At 54.1% G+C, this 19,058-nt stretch carries 12 protein-coding genes; 4 read left to right on the forward strand and 8 right to left on the reverse strand.

From position 1 onward, the window contains the following. Positions 1 to 10: 10 nt before the first annotated feature. A complete protein-coding gene (gene rsmI, locus M2120_RS04285; protein ID WP_280797482.1) occupies positions 11 to 826 on the reverse strand; it encodes a 16S rRNA (cytidine(1402)-2'-O)-methyltransferase in 816 nt (271 codons plus the stop codon). 41 nt (positions 827 to 867) lie between these two features. Here rsmI and M2120_RS04290 point away from each other — a divergent pair, with 41 nt between their 5' ends. Together M2120_RS04290 and M2120_RS04295 are read left to right on the forward strand one after the other, a co-directional pair. After that, a complete protein-coding gene (locus M2120_RS04290) occupies positions 868 to 2,397 on the forward strand; it encodes a dolichyl-phosphate-mannose--protein mannosyltransferase (protein WP_280797483.1) in 1,530 nt (509 codons plus the stop codon). A gap of 74 nt (positions 2,398 to 2,471) precedes the next feature. Beyond that, positions 2,472 to 3,836 (forward strand): L-serine ammonia-lyase, encoded by a 1,365-nt coding sequence (locus M2120_RS04295; RefSeq protein WP_280797484.1) that lies wholly within the window; start codon positions 2,472 to 2,474, stop codon positions 3,834 to 3,836. Between the two features lie 13 nt (positions 3,837 to 3,849). Here M2120_RS04295 and mmuM read toward each other — a convergent pair whose 3' ends face one another. Together mmuM and M2120_RS04305 are read right to left on the reverse strand one after the other, a co-directional pair. Next, a complete protein-coding gene (mmuM, locus tag M2120_RS04300) occupies positions 3,850 to 4,746 on the reverse strand; it encodes a homocysteine S-methyltransferase (protein WP_280797485.1) in 897 nt (298 codons plus the stop codon). A 47-nt stretch (positions 4,747 to 4,793) separates the two neighbouring features. Next, positions 4,794 to 6,365 (reverse strand): MFS transporter, encoded by a 1,572-nt coding sequence (locus tag M2120_RS04305; RefSeq protein ID WP_280797486.1) that lies wholly within the window; start codon positions 6,363 to 6,365, stop codon positions 4,794 to 4,796. 86 nt (positions 6,366 to 6,451) lie between these two features. Here M2120_RS04305 and hrpA point away from each other — a divergent pair, with 86 nt between their 5' ends. After that, entirely contained in the window at positions 6,452 to 10,309 is a 3,858-nt protein-coding gene (gene hrpA / locus M2120_RS04310) for an ATP-dependent RNA helicase HrpA (RefSeq protein WP_280797488.1), read from the forward strand. A gap of 47 nt (positions 10,310 to 10,356) precedes the next feature. Here hrpA and M2120_RS04315 read toward each other — a convergent pair whose 3' ends face one another. The 4 genes from M2120_RS04315 to M2120_RS04330 all read right to left on the reverse strand — a co-directional run bounded on the left by M2120_RS04315 (position 10,357) and on the right by M2120_RS04330 (position 16,457). Continuing rightward, complete coding sequence (locus M2120_RS04315; RefSeq protein WP_280797489.1) at positions 10,357 to 11,298, reverse strand: InlB B-repeat-containing protein; 942 nt, start codon at positions 11,296 to 11,298, stop codon at positions 10,357 to 10,359. Between the two features lie 108 nt (positions 11,299 to 11,406). Continuing rightward, a complete protein-coding gene (locus M2120_RS04320) occupies positions 11,407 to 12,636 on the reverse strand; it encodes an InlB B-repeat-containing protein (RefSeq protein ID WP_280797490.1) in 1,230 nt (409 codons plus the stop codon). A 109-nt stretch (positions 12,637 to 12,745) separates the two neighbouring features. Beyond that, positions 12,746 to 13,726: a ribonucleotide-diphosphate reductase subunit beta gene (locus tag M2120_RS04325; RefSeq protein ID WP_280797491.1), complete on the reverse strand. Its 981-nt coding sequence runs from the start codon at positions 13,724 to 13,726 to the stop codon at positions 12,746 to 12,748. A gap of 229 nt (positions 13,727 to 13,955) precedes the next feature. Continuing rightward, positions 13,956 to 16,457 carry a ribonucleoside-diphosphate reductase subunit alpha gene (locus M2120_RS04330; protein WP_280797492.1) on the reverse strand — a complete coding sequence of 834 codons (2,502 nt, stop codon included), beginning with the start codon at positions 16,455 to 16,457 and terminating at the stop codon, positions 13,956 to 13,958. Between the two features lie 231 nt (positions 16,458 to 16,688). Between M2120_RS04330 and M2120_RS04335 the strand changes: the two genes are divergently transcribed. Beyond that, positions 16,689 to 17,894, forward strand: coding sequence for an MFS transporter (locus M2120_RS04335; RefSeq protein ID WP_280797493.1), 1,206 nt, complete (start codon positions 16,689 to 16,691; stop codon positions 17,892 to 17,894). 12 nt (positions 17,895 to 17,906) lie between these two features. On the opposite strand, the gene M2120_RS04340 is transcribed toward M2120_RS04335, so the two are convergent. After that, positions 17,907 to 19,049, reverse strand: coding sequence for a MalY/PatB family protein (locus M2120_RS04340; protein WP_280797494.1), 1,143 nt, complete (start codon positions 19,047 to 19,049; stop codon positions 17,907 to 17,909). Positions 19,050 to 19,058 lie beyond the last annotated feature (9 nt).

Here is a 19,058-nt window from a genome sequence, read left to right on the forward strand (position 1 = left end):
AGCTTCTATTCTATTTTGCTGCGAGAGCTGCCTGATACAGGTCCCGTTTGGAGAGCCCCGTCTCTTCAGCAACCTGTGTAGTGGCCTCTTTCAGACGCACACCATCAGCAACCAGTATCTGAACCTGGGCTAAACCATCCTCGAGAGTGACGGTTGCGGCCGTTGCTCCACCAATGACGAGAACAATCTCGCCACGCACACCTTCTGCTGCCCAGTCGGCAAGCTCGGACAGTGTTCCGCGCTTGACCTCTTCATAGAGTTTGGTCAGTTCCCGACACACTGCAGCCCGACGGTGAGTACCCAATTCATCCCGGGCATCTGCCAAGGATTCAGCAATGCGATTGGGTGATTCAAAGAAGACCATGGTGCGAGATTCGCGGGCAAGTTCCCGGAATGCAGATTTACGCTCCCCCGATTTCCGCGGCAGGAAACCTTCGAAGGTGAAGCGATCGGTGGGAAGCCCTGCCACGGCGAGCGCGGTAATGACCGCGCTGGGCCCTGGAATAGCGGTGATTTGAATACCTGCTGCAGCAGCTGCCTCAACGAGGTGGAAGCCTGGGTCACTCACCGTGGGCATTCCTGCATCAGAGAGCACAAGGACATCCTGTTCCTTGGCCAACTCAATGATTTCTGGCGACTTGGAGGTCTCGTTGTGATCGTGGAGTGCAATCAGGCGTGGCCTGTTCTCAATCCCTAAAGCATTGAGCAGTTTGGATGTGGTGCGGGTATCTTCACTGGCTATGACTGTGGCTTTACTCAGAGCCTCCACCAGTCGAGTGGAGGCGTCTCCTAAGTTCCCGATAGGAGTTGCGGCCAAGATAATCACACACCCAGTTTGGCAGGGTTCTCACTCGCTAGGCTAAACGGATGAAACAGGTGTGGTCAGCAAACCTGCGCTGGATAGCTCCAGCGCTTGTCTTATTGGTTGCTGCCGCCTTACGCCTGTGGAATTTAGGCAACCCGCACTCTCTCGTTTTTGACGAGACCTTCTATGTGAAGGACGCCTGGTCGTTGTGGAACAACGGCTATGAGTCCACCTGGGGTGAGAACCCTGATGCCAACTTCAATGCCGGGGATACTTCTGGTTTCAGCACCGACCCGTCGTATGTGGTTCACCCACCGCTGGGTAAGTGGCTGATCGGTCTGGGTATGTCTGCCTTTGGAGCCCAGAACTCCTTCGGTTGGCGTATTGGTGTTGCCATTGCCGGCATTTTGATTGTGCTCATGGTGATGCTCATAGCGCAGAGACTCTTCCACTCCACTGTGTTGACCGTGGTGGCGGGAAGCTTGATGGCTATCGACGGACATGCCATCACGCTTTCTCGGGTGAGTCTGCTCGATAACTTCGTTACGTTGTTCACCTTGGCCGGCTTTGGTCTGGTCTTGTTAGACCGTGAGCAAAACCTGCCCAGGCTCATGGCTTGGCTGCGCAGACGCAGGGCGCAACTCGGCGATGAAGCACAAGGTCCCACCTGGGGTCCGACGCTGTGGAATAGGCCTTATTTGATTCTTGCGGGTCTCGCCTTTGGCTTGGCCTGCAGCGTGAAGTGGTCTGGCCTCTACTTCCTTGCGGGTTTTGCTGTCTATGTTGTGGTGATGGATGCCCTGGATCGACGCCGCGTTGGCCTGCCCTTCTGGATTTCTGCAGCGCTACTCAAGCAAGGACCTGCAACCTTTATCTTGATGGTTCCCATTGCTGTCGTGACCTATGTCACTAGCTGGGCTGGCTGGATTCTCACCAGCGGTGGCTACTATCGCAACTTGGTATCGCAAGACACCAGCCTGCGCTGGAGCGGGCCGCTGTCGTGGGTTCCGGACTGGGCACAAAGCCTGTGGGCTTATCACGTCTCTGCCTACCAATTCCATGTGGGCTTGGTCACCCCTCACTCCTACCAAGCAAACCCACTGACCTGGTTGATTATGTGGCGACCAACCAGCATGTTCTATGAAGGCGTCAACAATGGTGAAGCTGGGTGCACTTTCGACTCTTGCGCCTCAGCAATTACTGCCATTGCCAACCCTCTGATTTGGTGGGGCGGATCGGCAGCACTGGGGTATTTGCTATACCGACTGGTTCGCTACCGCGAGTGGAAGGTGGGCTTTATCCTGATGGGCATCGTCGCCGGGTATGTGCCCTGGCTGATGTACCTCAACCGCACCGTGTTCCAGTTCTATGGCATCGTCTATGAGCCCTACATGATCCTCGCCATCACGTTCGTGGTGAGTGTGATCTTGGCCATCAAGGATGACTACAAACGCAACACAGGAATTGCCATCCTTACTGTGTTTGGAATCCTCACTGTATTGGTCAGTATCTTCTTCTACCCACTCTGGAGTGGAATGCAGATTCCGTATTGGTACTGGCACATTCACATGTGGATGCCCAGCTGGATTTAGTCCGTCCCACTGACCGGACACGCGCACCCACAATTCTCTAGCTGGATTGCCGCGGCAACCCTAAGCTCAGTACCGTGACAGCGTACGTCTCAGCCTTTGACCTGTTTTCCATTGGTATCGGGCCCTCCAGTTCCCACACTGTGGGACCCATGCGGGCTGCCCTTGACTTCGTTACCACCCTGCGCGAGAAGAACCTCCTGAGCTCAGTCACCTCTGTGAACTGCAGCCTCTATGGGTCCCTCGGCTCCACCGGTATTGGCCATGGCACCCCCGGTGCTGTAATTGCGGGACTGACCGGCCTTGCCCCCGAGACGTGCATGCCCGAACAAGTGCGCAGTGCCTGGAGCTCACTAGAAAGTGCCCCCACCCTCAACCTCGGTGGCACACAATCGATCGCATTCACCCCAGCAGACATCAACTTTGAACCTCGCACCCGACTACCTGGCCACCCCAATGCCATGACTATCCGCGCCTTCGGTGCGGATGCAATACCCCTATGGGAACAGACCTACTATTCAGTCGGCGGTGGTTTCATTCGCCGCGACGGCGAAGAAACCAGCAGCATTCAAACCGAATGGCCGCTTCCCTATGGCACCTCCACTGCTTTGTTGGCGCTGTGCGATGTGCAGAACCTCACCATTGATCAGGTTGCCCTCAAGAACGAACTTTCTCAGCACACCGAGCAGGAAGTCACTGAGCGCTTGGATGCCATCTGGGACACCATGCACTCCTGCGTCAACGCGGGGCTCACCTCTGCGGGAACACTTCCTGGTGGTCTGAACGTGAAGCGACGCGCTGCAGAACTGCGCGAACATTTGGTCACCGCCGATGCGGCCAATAGCCGTGACACCACCATCGAATGGCTGCATGCCTTTGCCCTTGCCGTCAACGAAGAAAACGCTGCCGGCGGAAGAGTGGTCACTGCTCCCACCAATGGAGCTGCCGGCATTGTTCCCGCTGTTGCCAGCTACTACCTGCGCTTTGTGCCCGGAGCCAACCAAGAGGGCATCCGTCGCTATCTACTCACCGCAACGGCTATCGGCTCACTGTTCAAAGCCAACGCATCAATCTCGGGTGCAGAAGCAGGTTGCCAAGGCGAAGTAGGCCCTGCCTGCGCCATGGCAGCTGGTGGTTTGTGTGCAGTGTTGGGCGGAACACCACGTCAAGTGGAGAACGCAGCAGAGATCGCTATGGAACACCACCTTGGCCTCACCTGCGATCCAGTCGGTGGTCTGGTTCAAATTCCCTGCATTGAACGTAACGCCATTGCCAGTTCAACCGCGGTGAGCGCAGCACGTCTTGCCCTGCATGGTGATGGCAATCACCTGGTGTCCTTGGACACTGTGATTGAAACCATGCGTCAGACCGGTTTGGATATGTCGACCAAATACAAGGAGACCAGCGAAGGCGGTCTCGCCGTCAACGTGATTGAGTGCTAAAGCGCACTACCCACTACAGCGCTGCAGCAAGCTGGCGAATATCTCCTGCGTGAGTACCACAGCACCCACCAATAAGTGATGCTCCCTCACGCGCCCAGGTCTGGGCATAGGAAACCAGTGCATCCGCATCTGCGTTCTCCCACAAACCAGTTTCCGAGTTCCAGGTTCCACCACCATTTGCATAAATCACTATGGGCAGATCACTCACACTGCGGATTTCAGCGATAGCGGCAGAAACCAATACCGGGTCAACGCAGTTGACTCCGATGGCCGCAATAGCCGGAGAAGAGGCAGCTATCTGCGCTGCCTCCGCAAGGCTCTGCCCTGCCCACAACTTCCCATCAGGACCTAGGGAGAAACTCATCCAAGCAATTGCCCCAGGGAATTCTGCGAGCGCTGCAACAAGAGCTTCCGCTTCGAGGGCATCAGGAATGGTTTCGATGGCGAGCAGATCAGGGTTAGCAGAGAGTATTACTGAGAGGCGCTCAGCGTGGAACGCACGAAGCTCCTTAACAGTCTTGCCATAGTTGCCCTTGTATTCGCTTCCGTCGTGGAGGATGGCTCCATATGGTCCCACGCTGGCGGCAACGAGGGTGCCCGTTCCCGCAACGGCTTTGCGTGCAACCTCAATGCTGGCGCGCAGTGCGCGGTCGGCATCTTCAGCTGTGAGTCCTACTTCAACAAAGCCCGTGCGTGAGATTTGGTAGCTGGCAGTGATGACCACGCCTGCTCCCGCATCAACATATGCTTTGTGGGCTGCCTGGATCAGTGCTGGGTCATCGAGCAATGCCTGAGCAGTCCAGAGGGAACCCTCGAGACGGCAACCTTGTTGTTCCAGTTCTGTGCTCATTCCGCCGTCAATGGCGTAAGGAGTATGAACACGAGCGAGAAACTCTTCACGGGTCAGCATGACTAGAGCCTAAAGAACAACGAGGAAATGAAGAAAGTCGAGAAGACTTAGTTCGTCAAACCCAAGTACTCTTCCACAGGAATGCTGGCCTTTTTGTTCTTGAGCAAGAGATACATCGTGGCACCGGCAAGGGCAATCACCACAGCAATGATGCTGATGGTGGAGACAAAAGCACTCGAATAGATCGCAGCAAGATCCGCAGTACTCACCGCTGACAACGAGGAGTTTGTCGTCGAACCGGTTGCCATGTAACTGGTGATGGCATCCCAGTTACTATCCCCTGCTACTGCGCCATTGGTTGCCTTCTTCACGCCAGAGAGCGTAAAGAGCGAGACCATGACAGTGCTACCGGTCAGACCCAGCGCGTAACCGAACTGTCCCACAGCGAGCTTGCTAGAGGTAACGGGGCCATAGAACTTGGCAGGGGCCAAAGTAATGAAGAGGTTTCCTTGGCTCGTTGCGTTCATCATCCAACCCACAGCAGCAATGACCATGCCGGGGAGGAACATTAAGTAGCTCGAGGTGGGACCAATGATGAGATAGCTGGCAAAACCAAGAACCATCAAGACGTAGCCGGAGATGGCAGTGGTGCGAGGCACAGAACCCTTACCCAGCAATGTTCCAGCTATGACCGAACCAATGATTCCTGCTGCCGACATAGGCAAGCTTGCTGCACCCAACAGTGCTGCGGGGATGTGCGTCACGTACTGCCACATGTTAGGGAGCATCTGGCTCAACGAGGCTGATGCCATGTTCCAGAAAATACCCATCACTACAGCACCCAAGAATGCGGGGTGGGTCAGCAGCTTGATGGGGAATACAGGAGACTTTGTGCGATTTTCTCGAATACCGAATGCTGCCAGAGCGATCAGGGCGATAACCACTGGAACATAAAACGAGGGGTGACCGAAGCCGTTCGTTGCACCGCTGATGCCATAGAGCAAACCGGCAATACCGATAGCCACAAAAAGCATGCCGAGGTAATCAACTTTCGAGGGAGGCAGCTTGTCAATTTTGGGCAAGATGGGCTTAACAAAGAAGAAACCAATCACCGCAACCACGGGAAGAATCAGATATGCCAGTCGCCAGCTTGTAGCAATCAAGACGCCTGCCAACACCATTGCAATGACAGGGATAACGCCGTTGACGATGTTGAAGGTAGCCATCGCGGGTCCCAGAGATTTTGTACTCGAGACATTACGCAGCATGCCGTAAGAGGCGCCAAAGGTCACACCAAGAGCCACACCAGTAATCACACGGCCCAATAAATAGAAGAGAACAGCCGTGCCTGCCTTGGGATCAATCAGACCTGCGCTGGCGGTCATCAGCTGACCTGCCGCGGCAACAAGCACAGACAAGGCGAGGAGTAAACGACGACCGTAACGGTCAGCCAACATACCGCCAGGAATAGCTGTTGCTGCCAGGGCAAGGGTTGAAATACCAGCGGCTAGGGACTGGGTGGAAGCTGAGAAGTTCAGTTCGTCCGAGGCCTTCACCAATGCCAAGGAGGAGAGGATAGGGTCTGCTACCTGAATAGCACCCAACAGCCCCAGAAGAATAACGGCGGAGCGACGAAAGCCTGTTTCAGGTGCAGTTCCTGCATTAGCGGTTGTAGACACGTTTTCTCCTCATAAAGATGTGCTCAGTTAGTTTGGCACAGTAGACCCGTAGTACAAACACCCCTCGCGTAGTCTTGAAGGTGCCCATGGATGCCGCACTCATCACCTACCCGCCTGACCTGCCGGTCAGTGAACGGCGTGAAGAGATTCTGAAGACCATCCGTGACAACCAAGTTGTGATTATTGCCGGTGCAACTGGCTCCGGTAAGACCACTCAAATACCCAAGATGTGCCTGGAATTGGGCCGCACCAGCATTGCTCACACCCAGCCCCGGCGAATTGCTGCCCGTGCTGTAGCGGAGCGCATTGCAGAGGAGCTCAAGGTAGAACTCGGTGGCCTTGTTGGCTACCAAGTGCGCTTCACTGATCAAGCAAGCCCAGAAACCGAAGTCAAAGTCATGACCGACGGTATCTTGCTCAATGCTCTCCAGCGTGACCGACTTCTGAAAAACTACGACACCATCATCATCGATGAGGCACACGAGCGCAGCCTCAATATTGACTTCCTGCTGGGCTATCTCAAACAGATCTTGCCCCAGAGGCCAGATCTCAAACTCATCATTACCTCAGCCACCATCGACCCAGAGAGTTTCTCCCAGCACTTCGGCGGAGCACCCATGATTGAGGTCTCCGGGAGAACATTCCCGATAGAGATTCGCTACCGCCCACTGGTGGAAGACAAGATGTCCAGTGATGACGTCGATGATGATGAACTCGCTGATGCGTCCAACAAGGCAACACAGGCTCCTGAGCATTCTGCTCGGGATTATCTCGATGGCATCATCTCTGCCCTCAATGAGCTAGATAAAGAAGCCCCCGGAGATGTGTTGGTTTTTCTTTCCGGAGAGACAGAAATCCGCGATGCCCAAGAAGCCATCGAAGGACATATCGCGGCAGGCCGAATGAAGTCCGGCACGGAAGTCCTTCCCCTTTATGGCCGCCTCTCTGCTGCAGACCAGCACAAAGTATTTGAACCCAGCAAGGTTGTGGGACTGCGCAAACGCATCATCCTGGCCACTAACGTTGCAGAAACAAGCCTCACCGTCCCCGGCATCAAATACGTCATTGATGCCGGAACTGCACGTATTTCCAGATACTCACCCCGAGCAAAAGTGCAGCGCCTGCCTATCGAGGCAATCTCTCAAGCAAGTGCGAACCAACGCTCAGGCCGCTGTGGTCGAACAAGTGACGGCATTGCAATCCGCCTCTACTCAGAAGAAGACTTCGAGCGCCGCCCAGAATTCACCGACCCCGAAATCCTGCGCACCAACCTCGCCTCGGTGATTCTGCAAGCGGCTTCGCTGGGCTTGGGAGATATTTCTCAATTCCCCTTCCTGCAAACACCAGACTCCAGGGGCGTTAAAGACGGCATTGATCTCTTGAAAGAGCTTGGTGCTATACAAAGCAACTCCAACACAACCAAGTTGACCAAGATCGGTCACGACCTCTCCAGACTTCCCATTGAGCCGCGATTTGCCCGCATGGTCCTGGAATCTAGGAACCACGGGGTCACCAGAGAAGTGATGGCCATCGTTGCCGGCCTCACCGTGCAGGACCCGAGAGAACGCCCACTTGAGAAACGTCCCCAAGCAGACCTCTCCCATGCTCGCTTCACGGATCCCACCAGTGATTTCTTGTCACTGCTGAACCTGTGGAACTACCTCGAAGAGAAACAGAAAGAACTCTCCTCGAGCGCATTCCGCAGGATGTGTAAGGCAGAGTTCTTGAACTACCTCAGGGTCCGTGAGTGGAATGACGTTTTCCGCCAGCTCAAGACTCTGACCAAACCCTTAGGGCTCAGCTTGGGTGAGCCCAAGATCGACCCAGATGGTATTCACAAGTCACTGCTATCCGGTCTGCTTTCCCATATTGGTCTCAAGCAAGTCAGTGACAACAAGCTGGGAAGCAAATACAACGAGAAGAACTCTCCCCGCAAACAGCAGCACGAATACCTGGGTGCAAGAAATCAGAAGTTTGTCATCTTCCCTGGCTCTGCCCTAGCGAAGAAACCACCGGCAGCAGTGATGAGTGCAGAGCTCGTAGAGACCAGCAGACTCTTTGCCCGCACAAACGCTGCCATCGATCCCGGCTGGGCAGAGAAGATTGCAGGAGAGCTGTGTAAGCGCAGCTATAGCGAACCACACTGGGAGAAAAACCAGGGGGCAGTTGTTGCCTATGAGAGGGTCACCCTCTTTGGAGTGACCCTCGTTGCACACCGGAGAATGCAGTACTCAAGAGTAGACACAGAGCTATGCCGAGAACTCTTCATCCGCCATGCATTAGTAGATGGCGAATGGGACTCCAAGCAAGCGTTCGATCGAAGCAACAGAATCCTGCGTAGACAGCTCGAAGAACTCGAAGAACGCTCGAGAAGACGAGACATCCTCGCAGACGACGAAGTCGTCTTCGCCTTCTATGACCAGCGCATCCCTGCCGATGTCTTCTCCACCAGAACCTTTGAAGGATGGTGGAAGAAAGAGCGAAGCACCAATCCTGACTTCCTCACCATGCAACGCTCAGACCTGTTAGAAGAAACAGAAGCTGAACATGACGAGATCGAATTCCCCTCCGAGTGGGTCTATGGCGACCAGCGCCTCAAGCTCAAATACAGGTTCGAACCCGGCCGTGAAGATGATGGGGTCACAGTCGAGATTCCCCTGCCATTACTAGCCAGGCTAGAACCAGAAGCATTCGACTGGCTCGTCCCCGGTCTTCGCCTCGAGCTCATCACAGGCCTGATCAAAACCCTCCCTAAAAACATTAGAAGGCAAGTAGTCCCGGCAGCAGACTGGGCTGCCAAAGCAGCTGCGACCTTGCCTGAACAACCAGAGGGCAACCTGTTGGTTGCCGTTGCCAAAGCACTTCAACATCTCAGTGGCGCACTCGTCTCACCACAGGACTTTGACCCTGAGCGCCTGGCAGATCACCTCCGCATGACCTACCGCGTCATCAGCAACACAGGAAAGAACCTAGGCACCGACAAAAACTTAAGCAAGCTCCAACGAGGCTTAGCCGAGCGCAGCAGAGACGCAGTGGCCGAGGTAGCCGAGCGCGTGACATCACCACTGGAGAGAGACGGTCTCACGAGCTGGGACTTTGATGAACTGCCTCGAACAGTGGATGCCAAGCACGGTGGCAACACCGTGCGTGCATACCCCGCACTTGTTGTTGAGAACCCAGGAACAGCTCGGCAAGAAGTCAACATCAGACTTCTTGCCACCGAAGCAGACCAGAGACGTGAACACCCTCTAGGGACCAGAGCACTTGTTGTTGCGGCAATACCTTCACCTGCGAAGTATGTGCAGGAACACCTCACCGCTGCAGAGAAACTCATTCTCACTCAGAGCCCCTACCCCAGCCTGAATGCACTCATCTCTGATGCCATCGCAGCCAGCGTTGACAACGTGCTGTTCTCCATGCGTGAGGACGGAATGATCTTCCAGAAAGCAGAGTTTGAAACCCTGAGAGACAGAGTCCAAGGCGCCATCATGGACAACATCTTCGATGCTGTCTCACTCACTGCACGCATTCTGAGTGCCGCTAAAGAAGCACAGAAGGCAATGGCGAACACCAACCCCATGTCCTTCCTTGCCCAGCTCTCACAAGAGAAAGCACACCTAGAACAGCTTCTTCAGCCTGGGTTTATTTCTGATGCAGGATTAGCACGTCTGCCCCGCATACTCATCTATGTCAGAGCTATCACCATGCGCATTAACAAGATGGTTGAAGATTCAGGCAGAGACAGAACAGCGGCTGTTGAGCTCGATCAAGCACTCAATCTCTACGAAGCTGCAGGTGGCAAAATCCCACTCGCTCCTCATTCACCAGACAAGTTGGTTAAGGTTCGTTGGATGTTAGAAGAGTTCAGAGTGAGCCTCTTTGCTCAGTCTCTAGGAACAGCAGAGCCCATCTCGTTACAGAGGATCAAGAAGGTATTGGCATAAACAAGAACACCCCAGCCATAAGGCTGGGGTGTTCTGGTATTTGATACTTAGTTGCTGCGCTCGCGGCGAGCAATCATGAAGAGCTCTGCACCAACAAGTGCCAGTGACAGCCCACCTGTGAGGAGGGAGATGCCTGAAGCGGTGTTGATACCGGTGTTTGCTAGAGGCTGAGCGCTGGTCGAACTCGAACCGCTTCCAGAGCTATTCGCGGTCCACTGGGCATAAAGAATTCTGCTCGACTGGAAGTTATAAGTAGCTCCATCTGCAAAGGCAGTTCCAGAACCATTTGCAGCGGTGTTCCACCCTGAGAATGTGTATCCAGAACGAGTGAAAGTGTTTGACGTTAGGGAAGCAGAGACGTTGGAAGATTGAGGAGACATGGTTCCCGAGCCAGAATTCGCATTAAAGTCCACGGTGACCGTGGGAGCAGTTCCAACCAGAATTGTTGATGTTCCTCGATCAATCAAATTTCCACTTCCCTCCTCCGTAGCCACACCAAACGTGTAATACCCATTGGTCGCAGGGGTCACAAATGCACCTTGTGCAAAAGTAATTTCAATGTCTCCAGTTGTGGGGCTGAATTGAGTGCTGGGGTTGTAAACCCTAATTCCGTTATAGGTGACTCCACCCAAATATGCTTGCCAACCAGAAACGGTAATTCCTCCCACTTTGATGCTTGTAATGCCGCAAGATGCAAGGTTGTTAGCAGGAAGCGAACCACTATAAGCAGGGCACGTGTTAACTGGAGTCCAGTTGTTCCCAGACAAGCTTCCACCGATAGAGATGTAGTTGATCAAGCTGCTAATCGATGCCCCGGGGATGGTCACAGTAAATGCTGGTGTTCCAGTCGATGTGGCAAATGCAGTGTTTGCAGGGTTGGTAACCAGTGTCATAGAGATATTGGCTGCTTGCGCTGGATTTATTGCTGAGACCGAAATTCCCAGAGCTACAACAATCACGCCAAGGAACCTAAGGGAAAAACGCTTCATAACTAAATACTAAACATGAGGAGGAAGTTGACCCCACATAGCCACATCACTAGTCAAGAAACACAGGGTGCCCCAACCTTGCGGTTGGGGCACCCTGTAATTGAATAACTAGTTGCTGCGCTTGCGCCGAGCAATCATGAAGAGCTCTGCACCAACGAGTGCCAATGACAGTCCACCTGCGAGGAGAGAGATGCCAGTAGCGGTGTTGATACCAGTGTTTGCAAGCTCTGCAGGAAGTGTGCTGGAAGTCGCAAGCAATGTTCCGGATGCGGAGACCTTGAAGTAGCTCACGCTTGTAACAGCTGAACCGTTTGCCCCCGTAGAGGTGAAGGTCAATGTGTGCCAACCTGCTTCAAGACCCGCTGGCAGAGTTACCGAAGTGTTTACAACACCAGCAGTTGCATTGCCGGAACCGATGGTCTGAGGTGTCGACTGCACAACAACTGTGTAAGGGGCTGTTGCCTGGAGGCCACTAGCTTGAACTGCAACTGTTGAGCCTGCGACGAGCTGTCCGGTAGAAGCATTGAGAGTCATGGTTGCCGATGCAGAAGATCCGCCGCCACCATTAGCTGTCCAGATCGCGTACAAAGTACGTGAGGTCTGGAAATCGTAGCTAGCTCCGTTAGCTAGGAATACCGTTCCTGCGTTAGCAAATGACTGAGTGGAAGCCCAGCCGCCAAATGTGAAACCTGACTTGGTAAATGCATTTGGAGTCAAGTTTGTAGCAGAAGACGAGGTCTGGTTCGCCATAGATCCAGAGCCACCATTTGAGTTGAAGGTAACCGTAGAGGAAGGGCTGCCAACTGTTAAGGTTGTGGTTGAACTATCGAGGTTGGCGCCACCGTTGTACATCGTTGTAAATGTGAAAGTTGTATATGCTGCGCTAGCTGATGTGGTCCATGCGCCAGCATCAAAAGTTACCTTGATTGCTTGACCAGAGGTAAAGCCTGTACCCGCGTTTGCTTTGTACAATCGCAATTTAGGTCCAGTGTTGCTATCCAAATATGCTTTCCACCCAGTTACCGCAGTACCACCAACGGTTACCGAAGTGATTCCACATGAAGATTCATTACCTGCAGTAGCACTTCCAAAAACTGGACAGGTATTGACGTTGGTCCACCCCGAGTTGGGACCAATAACAATCGTGTCAAAGTTATTTTGAATCGTTGTACCAGTTAGTTCAGCATTGAGACCGGCAGGAGTAGCTGTACTGGTTGTGAAAGTTGTTGTCGAAACTGTGAGTGCAGCAACTGCCTGGGCAGAGAGAGATGCACCAAAAACAACAAGAACCAAGGTTGTAATGGCAGCGCTGAGCGCCTTGAAAGAAAGCTTTGTCATACCAATAGTTTAGACAAAAATTCTAGGGATTTTCACCTTTTCGGGGTACATGAAAAGGGCCCTCCTGTAATCAGGAGAGCCCTTAACTTTGTTCGAGTTCAAACGGTGACTAAGCAGTTGCTCCGTTGGACTCGTAGCTGGTGTTGGTCGACTCGAAGAAGTTGACCAACTGCAGAGTGTCATTGGCGGTAGCCATCCACTTTGCAGGGTTCGAAACCTTGTACTCTGCTTCGAAGCCGAGCTCTTCGAGACGGCGGTCAGCGAGGTAACGAACGTACTGGTTGATGTAGTTCGAGTTCAGGCCCAGGATGCCGTTGGGGAGGAGGTCGCGGTTGTATTCCGATTCCATCTCTACTGCATCGAGGATCATCTGCTTGATCTCTGCTGCGAACTCTTCGGTCTGCAGGTCTGGGTTTTCTTCCAGAACGGTAAGGATCAAGTTGATACCGAACTTGAGGTGAAGGGACTCGTCACGAACCACCCAGTCCATGAGAGAACCGAAGTTACGCAGCAGGTTGCGCTGGCGGAAGCTGAGAGCAACCATGAAGCCTGAGTAGAACCAGATGCCCTCGAGGATGACGTTGTAGGCAACGAGGTTGCGAACGAAGTCCTTCTTGCCTTCGGTGGTGGTGATGTCGAGAGTCTGCTCAGTCATGCGCTTGATGAAGTTCACTTCGAACTCTTCCTTGCGCGCCATGGAAGGCACCTTGACGTGTGAGCTGTAAGCAGCTTCACGGTCAATGGGGAAGGTTTCGAGAACGTACTCGAAGCTCATGCAGTGGTTTGCTTCTTCCCACATCTGCTTTGCGAGGTAGAGGTGAGCCTCAGGTGCGTTCACGTAGGGGTACACACCGAAGGCGAGTGCCTTGTTCACGAGAAGCTCGTTGGGGTTGAAGTAGCTCATCAAGAAGGTGATGGCGTGACGTTCTTCATCCGTCATCTTCTTGAAGTCAGCGATGTCTTCGCCGAGCTGAATTTCGTTAGGGAACCAGGTGTTTGCTACTGCCTGGTCGTAAAGGTCCATCGCCCACTTGTAGGTGACGGGCTTGAGTAGGAGTCCTTCCTGGACTCCGGTTCCGAGAATACCCATGGTGTTTCTCTCCTTAGTTCGTCGTAAAAGTGTGGTGTTTCTGTAGTTCCCGCTTTTCTAGATCCGGGGTGGAAGTAGTGGGGTGCGGCGGGAGTGTTACAGATGGTGCTGGTGTTGCAGGGGTGTCTATGGTTCAGGGTGAGACCTGCCTACTGGCAGGAGTCACACTGAAGTTCGTCCATTGGGTCGACAGGAACGACGTACTCGTCTACTGAAGTGGTGTAGTTCATTAGTTTCCACCTCCCGCTGCGCCGAATCCGAAGCCCTTACGAGCTGGAGCTGCTACTGCTGGCTCAGCTTCAGCAACTGCTGAAACTGCATGAGGTTCTGGGTTTGCACCAGAGCCACTGCCGAAGCCGAAGCCCTTCTTTGGTGCGCCAGCGCCAGCGTTGATGTCTTCTGCCTTGTTCACCTTGACGGTGGACTGCTCAGCAGTGTGACGAGGCTTCATGTGCAGGTAGTAGGTGGTCTTGACGCCTCGGTTCCATGCTTCGGAGTAGATGTCCATCATGTCGCCGAGGTCGCGGGTTTCTAGGTACATGTTGCGACTAATGGCCTGGTCGATCCACTTCTGTGCACGCGCTGCAACTTCAAGGAAGGAGAAGGGCGAGAGCTGGAAGCTGGTCTTGTAGACAGCCTTGATGTGGTCAGGAATCTGAGGCAGGTTCTGAACATCACCCTGGTTACGCAGCAGGTCTTCACGAACGGTTTCCCAAATGCCCAGCTGCTGCAGGTCAGCAACAAGGTTGCGGTTGACCTCAAGGAACTTACCCGAGCTCGTTGCACGGCTGAAGATCTGTGAGAACTGTGGGTCCAGGCCAGGAGTGGTTCCGGCAACGAGACCGATGGATGCGGTGGGTGCAATGGCCATCAGGGTTGCGTTGCGAACACCGTTCTTGACCTTGGCACGCAGTGCATCCCAGTCCAGAGTGGTGTTGCGGTTGACAGTGATGGGAACACCACGGTCTGCTTCGGTCAGGTCAATGCTGTCGAAAGGTACGAGACCCTGTGACCAGCGGCTGCCCGCGAAGTTCTTGTATGCGCCACGCTCCTGAGCAAGCTCGGTCGATGCCTCGATGGCAGCGTACGAGATGTGCTCCGTAATGACGTCGATGAGGTCGTAGGCCTCTTCAGACTCGTAGGAGTAGCCCAAGCGCTCCACGATGTCGGTGAAGCCCATCAGACCCAGACCGATTGCACGGTTCTCCTTGTTGGAGAAGTCTGCTTCGTCAACCGATGAACGAGTGATGTCGATCAGGTTGTCGAGCTGGCGAACAGCAAGCTTGGCGCTTTCTGCGAGCTTGGCAAAGTCAACCTTGTTGTCAGCGGTGAGGTGACGAGAGAGGTTGATGGAAGCCAGGTTACATACCGAAACGTTGTCTTCATCCTGAGGAAGGGTGATTTCGGTGCAGAGGTTCGAGGAGTGGATCGTGCCGGTGTTGTTGTTGAGGGCACGCAGGTTGATGGTGTCCTTCCAGGTCAGCCAAGGGTGGCTGGTGGACTGGAGGGAGATCAGAATCTGCTTGAACTGCTCGCGAGCACCGATCTTCTTGTAGAGGTTCATGCGGCCAGCTTCTGCCTCGGCTACGTAGAAGTTGTAGCGCTCTGAGAATGCCTTGCCGTAGAGCTCGTTGAGGTCAGTTACCTCGAGTGGGTCGAAGAGGTACCAGTCTTCATCGTTCTGGACACGCTTCATGAACTCATCTGAGATCCAAACAGCGGTGTTGGCAGTACGGGTACGACGGTAGGGGTCACCAGAGTTCTGACGAAGGTCAAGGAACTCGGGGAAGTCCATGTGCCAGTTCTCCATGTAGAAGCAGAGGGCACCAAACTTCTTACCACCACGGCTGACTGCACGAAGGATCGAGTCGATGGTGTGCATGAAGGGGATGGGACCGGTCGAAGTGGTGTTGTTCGAGCGGATAGGTGAACCCTGCGCACGCAGCTTGGTCACGGACAGACCGATTCCACCGGTTCCCTTGGTCAGCCACATCACGTCGCGAGTGGTCTTCGCGATGTGCTCCATGTCGTCCTGCATTTCCAGAACGAAGCAGTTAGCAAGCTGAGGGTAGATGGTTCCCGCGTTAACCAGGGTTGAACCTGCTGCGAGGTATTCGAGCTGGCTCATCTTGTTGTAGAACTTGATTGCGTGCTCGGTGGGATTCTTCTCGTTCAGAGACAGACCCATGGAGATACGCATCCAGAAGTACTGAGGAACCTCTAGTGGGTCACCGTTGCGGCCCTTGATGGCGTAGCGGTTGTTGAGGGTAACAACACCGATGTACTTGAGCAGGTCATCGTGGCTGGGGTCGATCTCGGCAGCAAGAGCTTCGAGGTCGAACAGCTCGGTCAGACGTGGGTCGAGCAGACCTTCTTCAACACCGCGCTTCATGTTCTCAGCGAAGTGTTCGCGGTGCAGCTTCTTCAACTGTTCTGGAGTGGAGAAGTCTCCCAATACGCGCTTGTAGATGGTCTTGAGCAGAAGTCGAGCAGCAACAACGTCGAATGCAGGGTCATCCTTGACGTTCTGCAGTGCAACCTGGATAACTGCCTCATCCAGCTGCTGAGTGGTAATGCCGTCAAACAGTGTGATTTCGAGCTCGGTGGCAATCTGAGTCACCCACGCAATGTTGTCGTGGAGGCCATGTGTTGCCTCTTCGATCGCCATGTTGATCTTGTTGGCGTCATACTGTTCGCGCTGTCCGTTGCGCTTAACGACGGTGATTGCCACGTCTGTTGTCTCTTCCTCGTGTGATTTCTGCTCTTGGTGCTTGACCACTATATACGGGGTAGAGGATGAAAATGAATCCCTAGATGTTGTGGGCGTGTCATCCCCAGTTGTGGATAACTTTTCCTCATTTATGCACATATCAACACCCCTTTTTTCACTCTTTTTGTGCGTAAAATCCATCATTTCTGCACCCACGGACACTCACATCGCGCCAGCTAGAGTGGAGAGGTTGTGAAAACGTATCTAGAACTCCTCAAAGTCACGGGCGTAGCCCGTGTTTTGCTGTCGCAACTTCTGGCACGTTTTCCCCACGGCATGCTCTCTATTGCGTTCTTGATCCACGTTGAACACATTCACCACTCCTATGCCGCAGCTGGACTGGTTGTCGGAGGAATTACCTTAGGTGAAGCTATTGCCGGCCCCATCAGCTCACGCCTGATGGCAAGGTGGGGCATGCGCCCACTGCTGAGTGTGATGGCTGTTATTTCTGTCGCTGTCTTCTGCATCATGGCTATCTTCCCCTTCTCGGTTCCGGTCATGGTGGTGCTGGGCTTTATTGCGGGAAGTTCTTATCCGCCCATTCAGCCGGCAGTGCGCACCATCTACCCCAAGTTGGTTCCCAACCGTTTGCTCACACCACTATTTTCACTTGATGCCTCCGCACAAGAAATCATCTGGATTGTTGGCCCCGTGCTCACCACTTTCGTGGCTGTGCAGTTTGGGAGCACCGAGGCCATCTTGGTGTCGATGGCATTCCTGGCCGTCGGTGGCGCGTGGTTTATCACCGCTCCGTCGGTAGGTCAGGTTCGTATTCCAATGAGCAAGCGCCGCTTTGGTGGTGTGCTCACCAGATCGCCGGTCATTATTTCTCTCACACTGGGCCTGACCCTGGTGGCAACTTTCTCTGCCGTTGAAGCAGGAATCATTGGTTTGTTTGGCAAGGACGGCCCCGAGGCGGGTTGGATTCTCGCCATCTATGCCCTGGGTTCCCTGGTGGGTGGACTGGCCTGGGGTCACCGAGAAATTGCACCGTGGTCATTAACGCGCAGACTTCTGGTGATCACTACCGGTCTCGTCGCAGCGTCATTCGCCAGTGACTTCTGGTGGCTTTCTATCACGCTGTTTATTTCAGGCCTTGGTGTTGCACCTGCACTCACGGTGCTCTTTGCCAATGTGAGCGCAACCATGAAGTTCAGCGAGACCGCCGAGTCTTACGCCTGGATCGGAACAGGTCAACTCATTGGAGTGGGCTTGGGTGCAACCGTGGCAGGTCTGTGCATCGACCACCTCGGCGCACAAACCGCCATCATGGCAGCTACAGGCTTTGCGGCACTGACCGCGGTTGGCGCCGCCATTGCCTATAAGTGGAGTCCCGACTTGCGCGGATCACACGGTGCACCGCTGCCAGATACTGGCCCGGTCGAAACGATTAGCTAAAGCAGCTGAGATCTAGAGAGCTAGCGATGCTCGGCGGAAAGCTTCCGTCAAAATCTCGGGGCTGGTTGCCATGTTCACACGAATGTGACCTTCACCACCCTGACCAAAGACGTGGCCACTACTGAAGGCAACCTTGCCCTTCTCTAGGAACACCTGACCGGGGTCATCGCCAAGGCCCAAGGGGCGGCAGTCCACCCAAGCCAGATAGGTTGCCTCCACTGGCGTGTAGTGCGCGCCGGGAAGGAACTGAGTAACTAATTCAGACACCAGGTGACGATTACGGTCAATATCTTTGTTTACTGCCGCAATCCACTCATCCCCACCGCGCAGCGCGGCAACGTGGGCAATCGTGCCCAAGTGGCTGGGTGCTTCAAGGTATTCCGCCTTCATGCTGCGCACAAATTCGGAAGATTCCTTATTCGTGACAATGAGTGCACCCTTCAAACCTGCAAGGTTGTAGGACTTGGAAGCACTGGTCACCACAATGGCATCTGCTGCTTCCGGGATATCCAGGATGGAGATGAAGTCAAAGCCGGGCATGGTCAATGGTGCGTGAATCTCATCCGAGAGAATACGCAGACCATGCTTGGCAGCCAATGTTGCCAGCATGGTCAGTTCTGCGCGGGTGTGCACAGCACCACCGGGGTTGTGGGGGTTACTGATCAAGACCATGCCACCCTTACCCATTGCGGCAGCTTCTGTGAATGCCTTCTCAAGAGTCTCAGGGTCGAAGCGACCTTCTGATGTCAAAGGTGCATTCACGAGAGTGCGACCAGTACCGGCCACGATCATGGCGAAGGGGTAATAAACCGGTGGGGTAATCACCACAGGAGCACCCTCTTCAGTGGCATGAGAAATAACTGAACCCAAACCACGAATCACGTCAATGACGGGGATTGTGTAGGCAACGTCGAGATCAAGGTTCCAGTGACGCTTCGAGTACTCCACGAACGCTTCACCATAGAGATCCCCCACGGCATAGCCAGTGTCACCATTGACCAGTGCAGCGTTGACCTCTTCAATCACGGAAGGTGCGATGGGCACGTCCATCTCGGCAACCCAAAGTGGTAACACGTCTGGGCCGTAGTGCTGCCATTTTGCACTGGTGCGGGTGCGCAGCTGGTCGAGAGTAAAGGTGGTGAAGGGAGTGCTCATTGCTTCAGC

Origin of the sequence: Aurantimicrobium minutum (genome assembly GCF_029893825.1) — a bacterium.
Taxonomy (GTDB): Bacteria; Actinomycetota; Actinomycetes; order Actinomycetales; family Microbacteriaceae; genus Aurantimicrobium; species Aurantimicrobium minutum_C.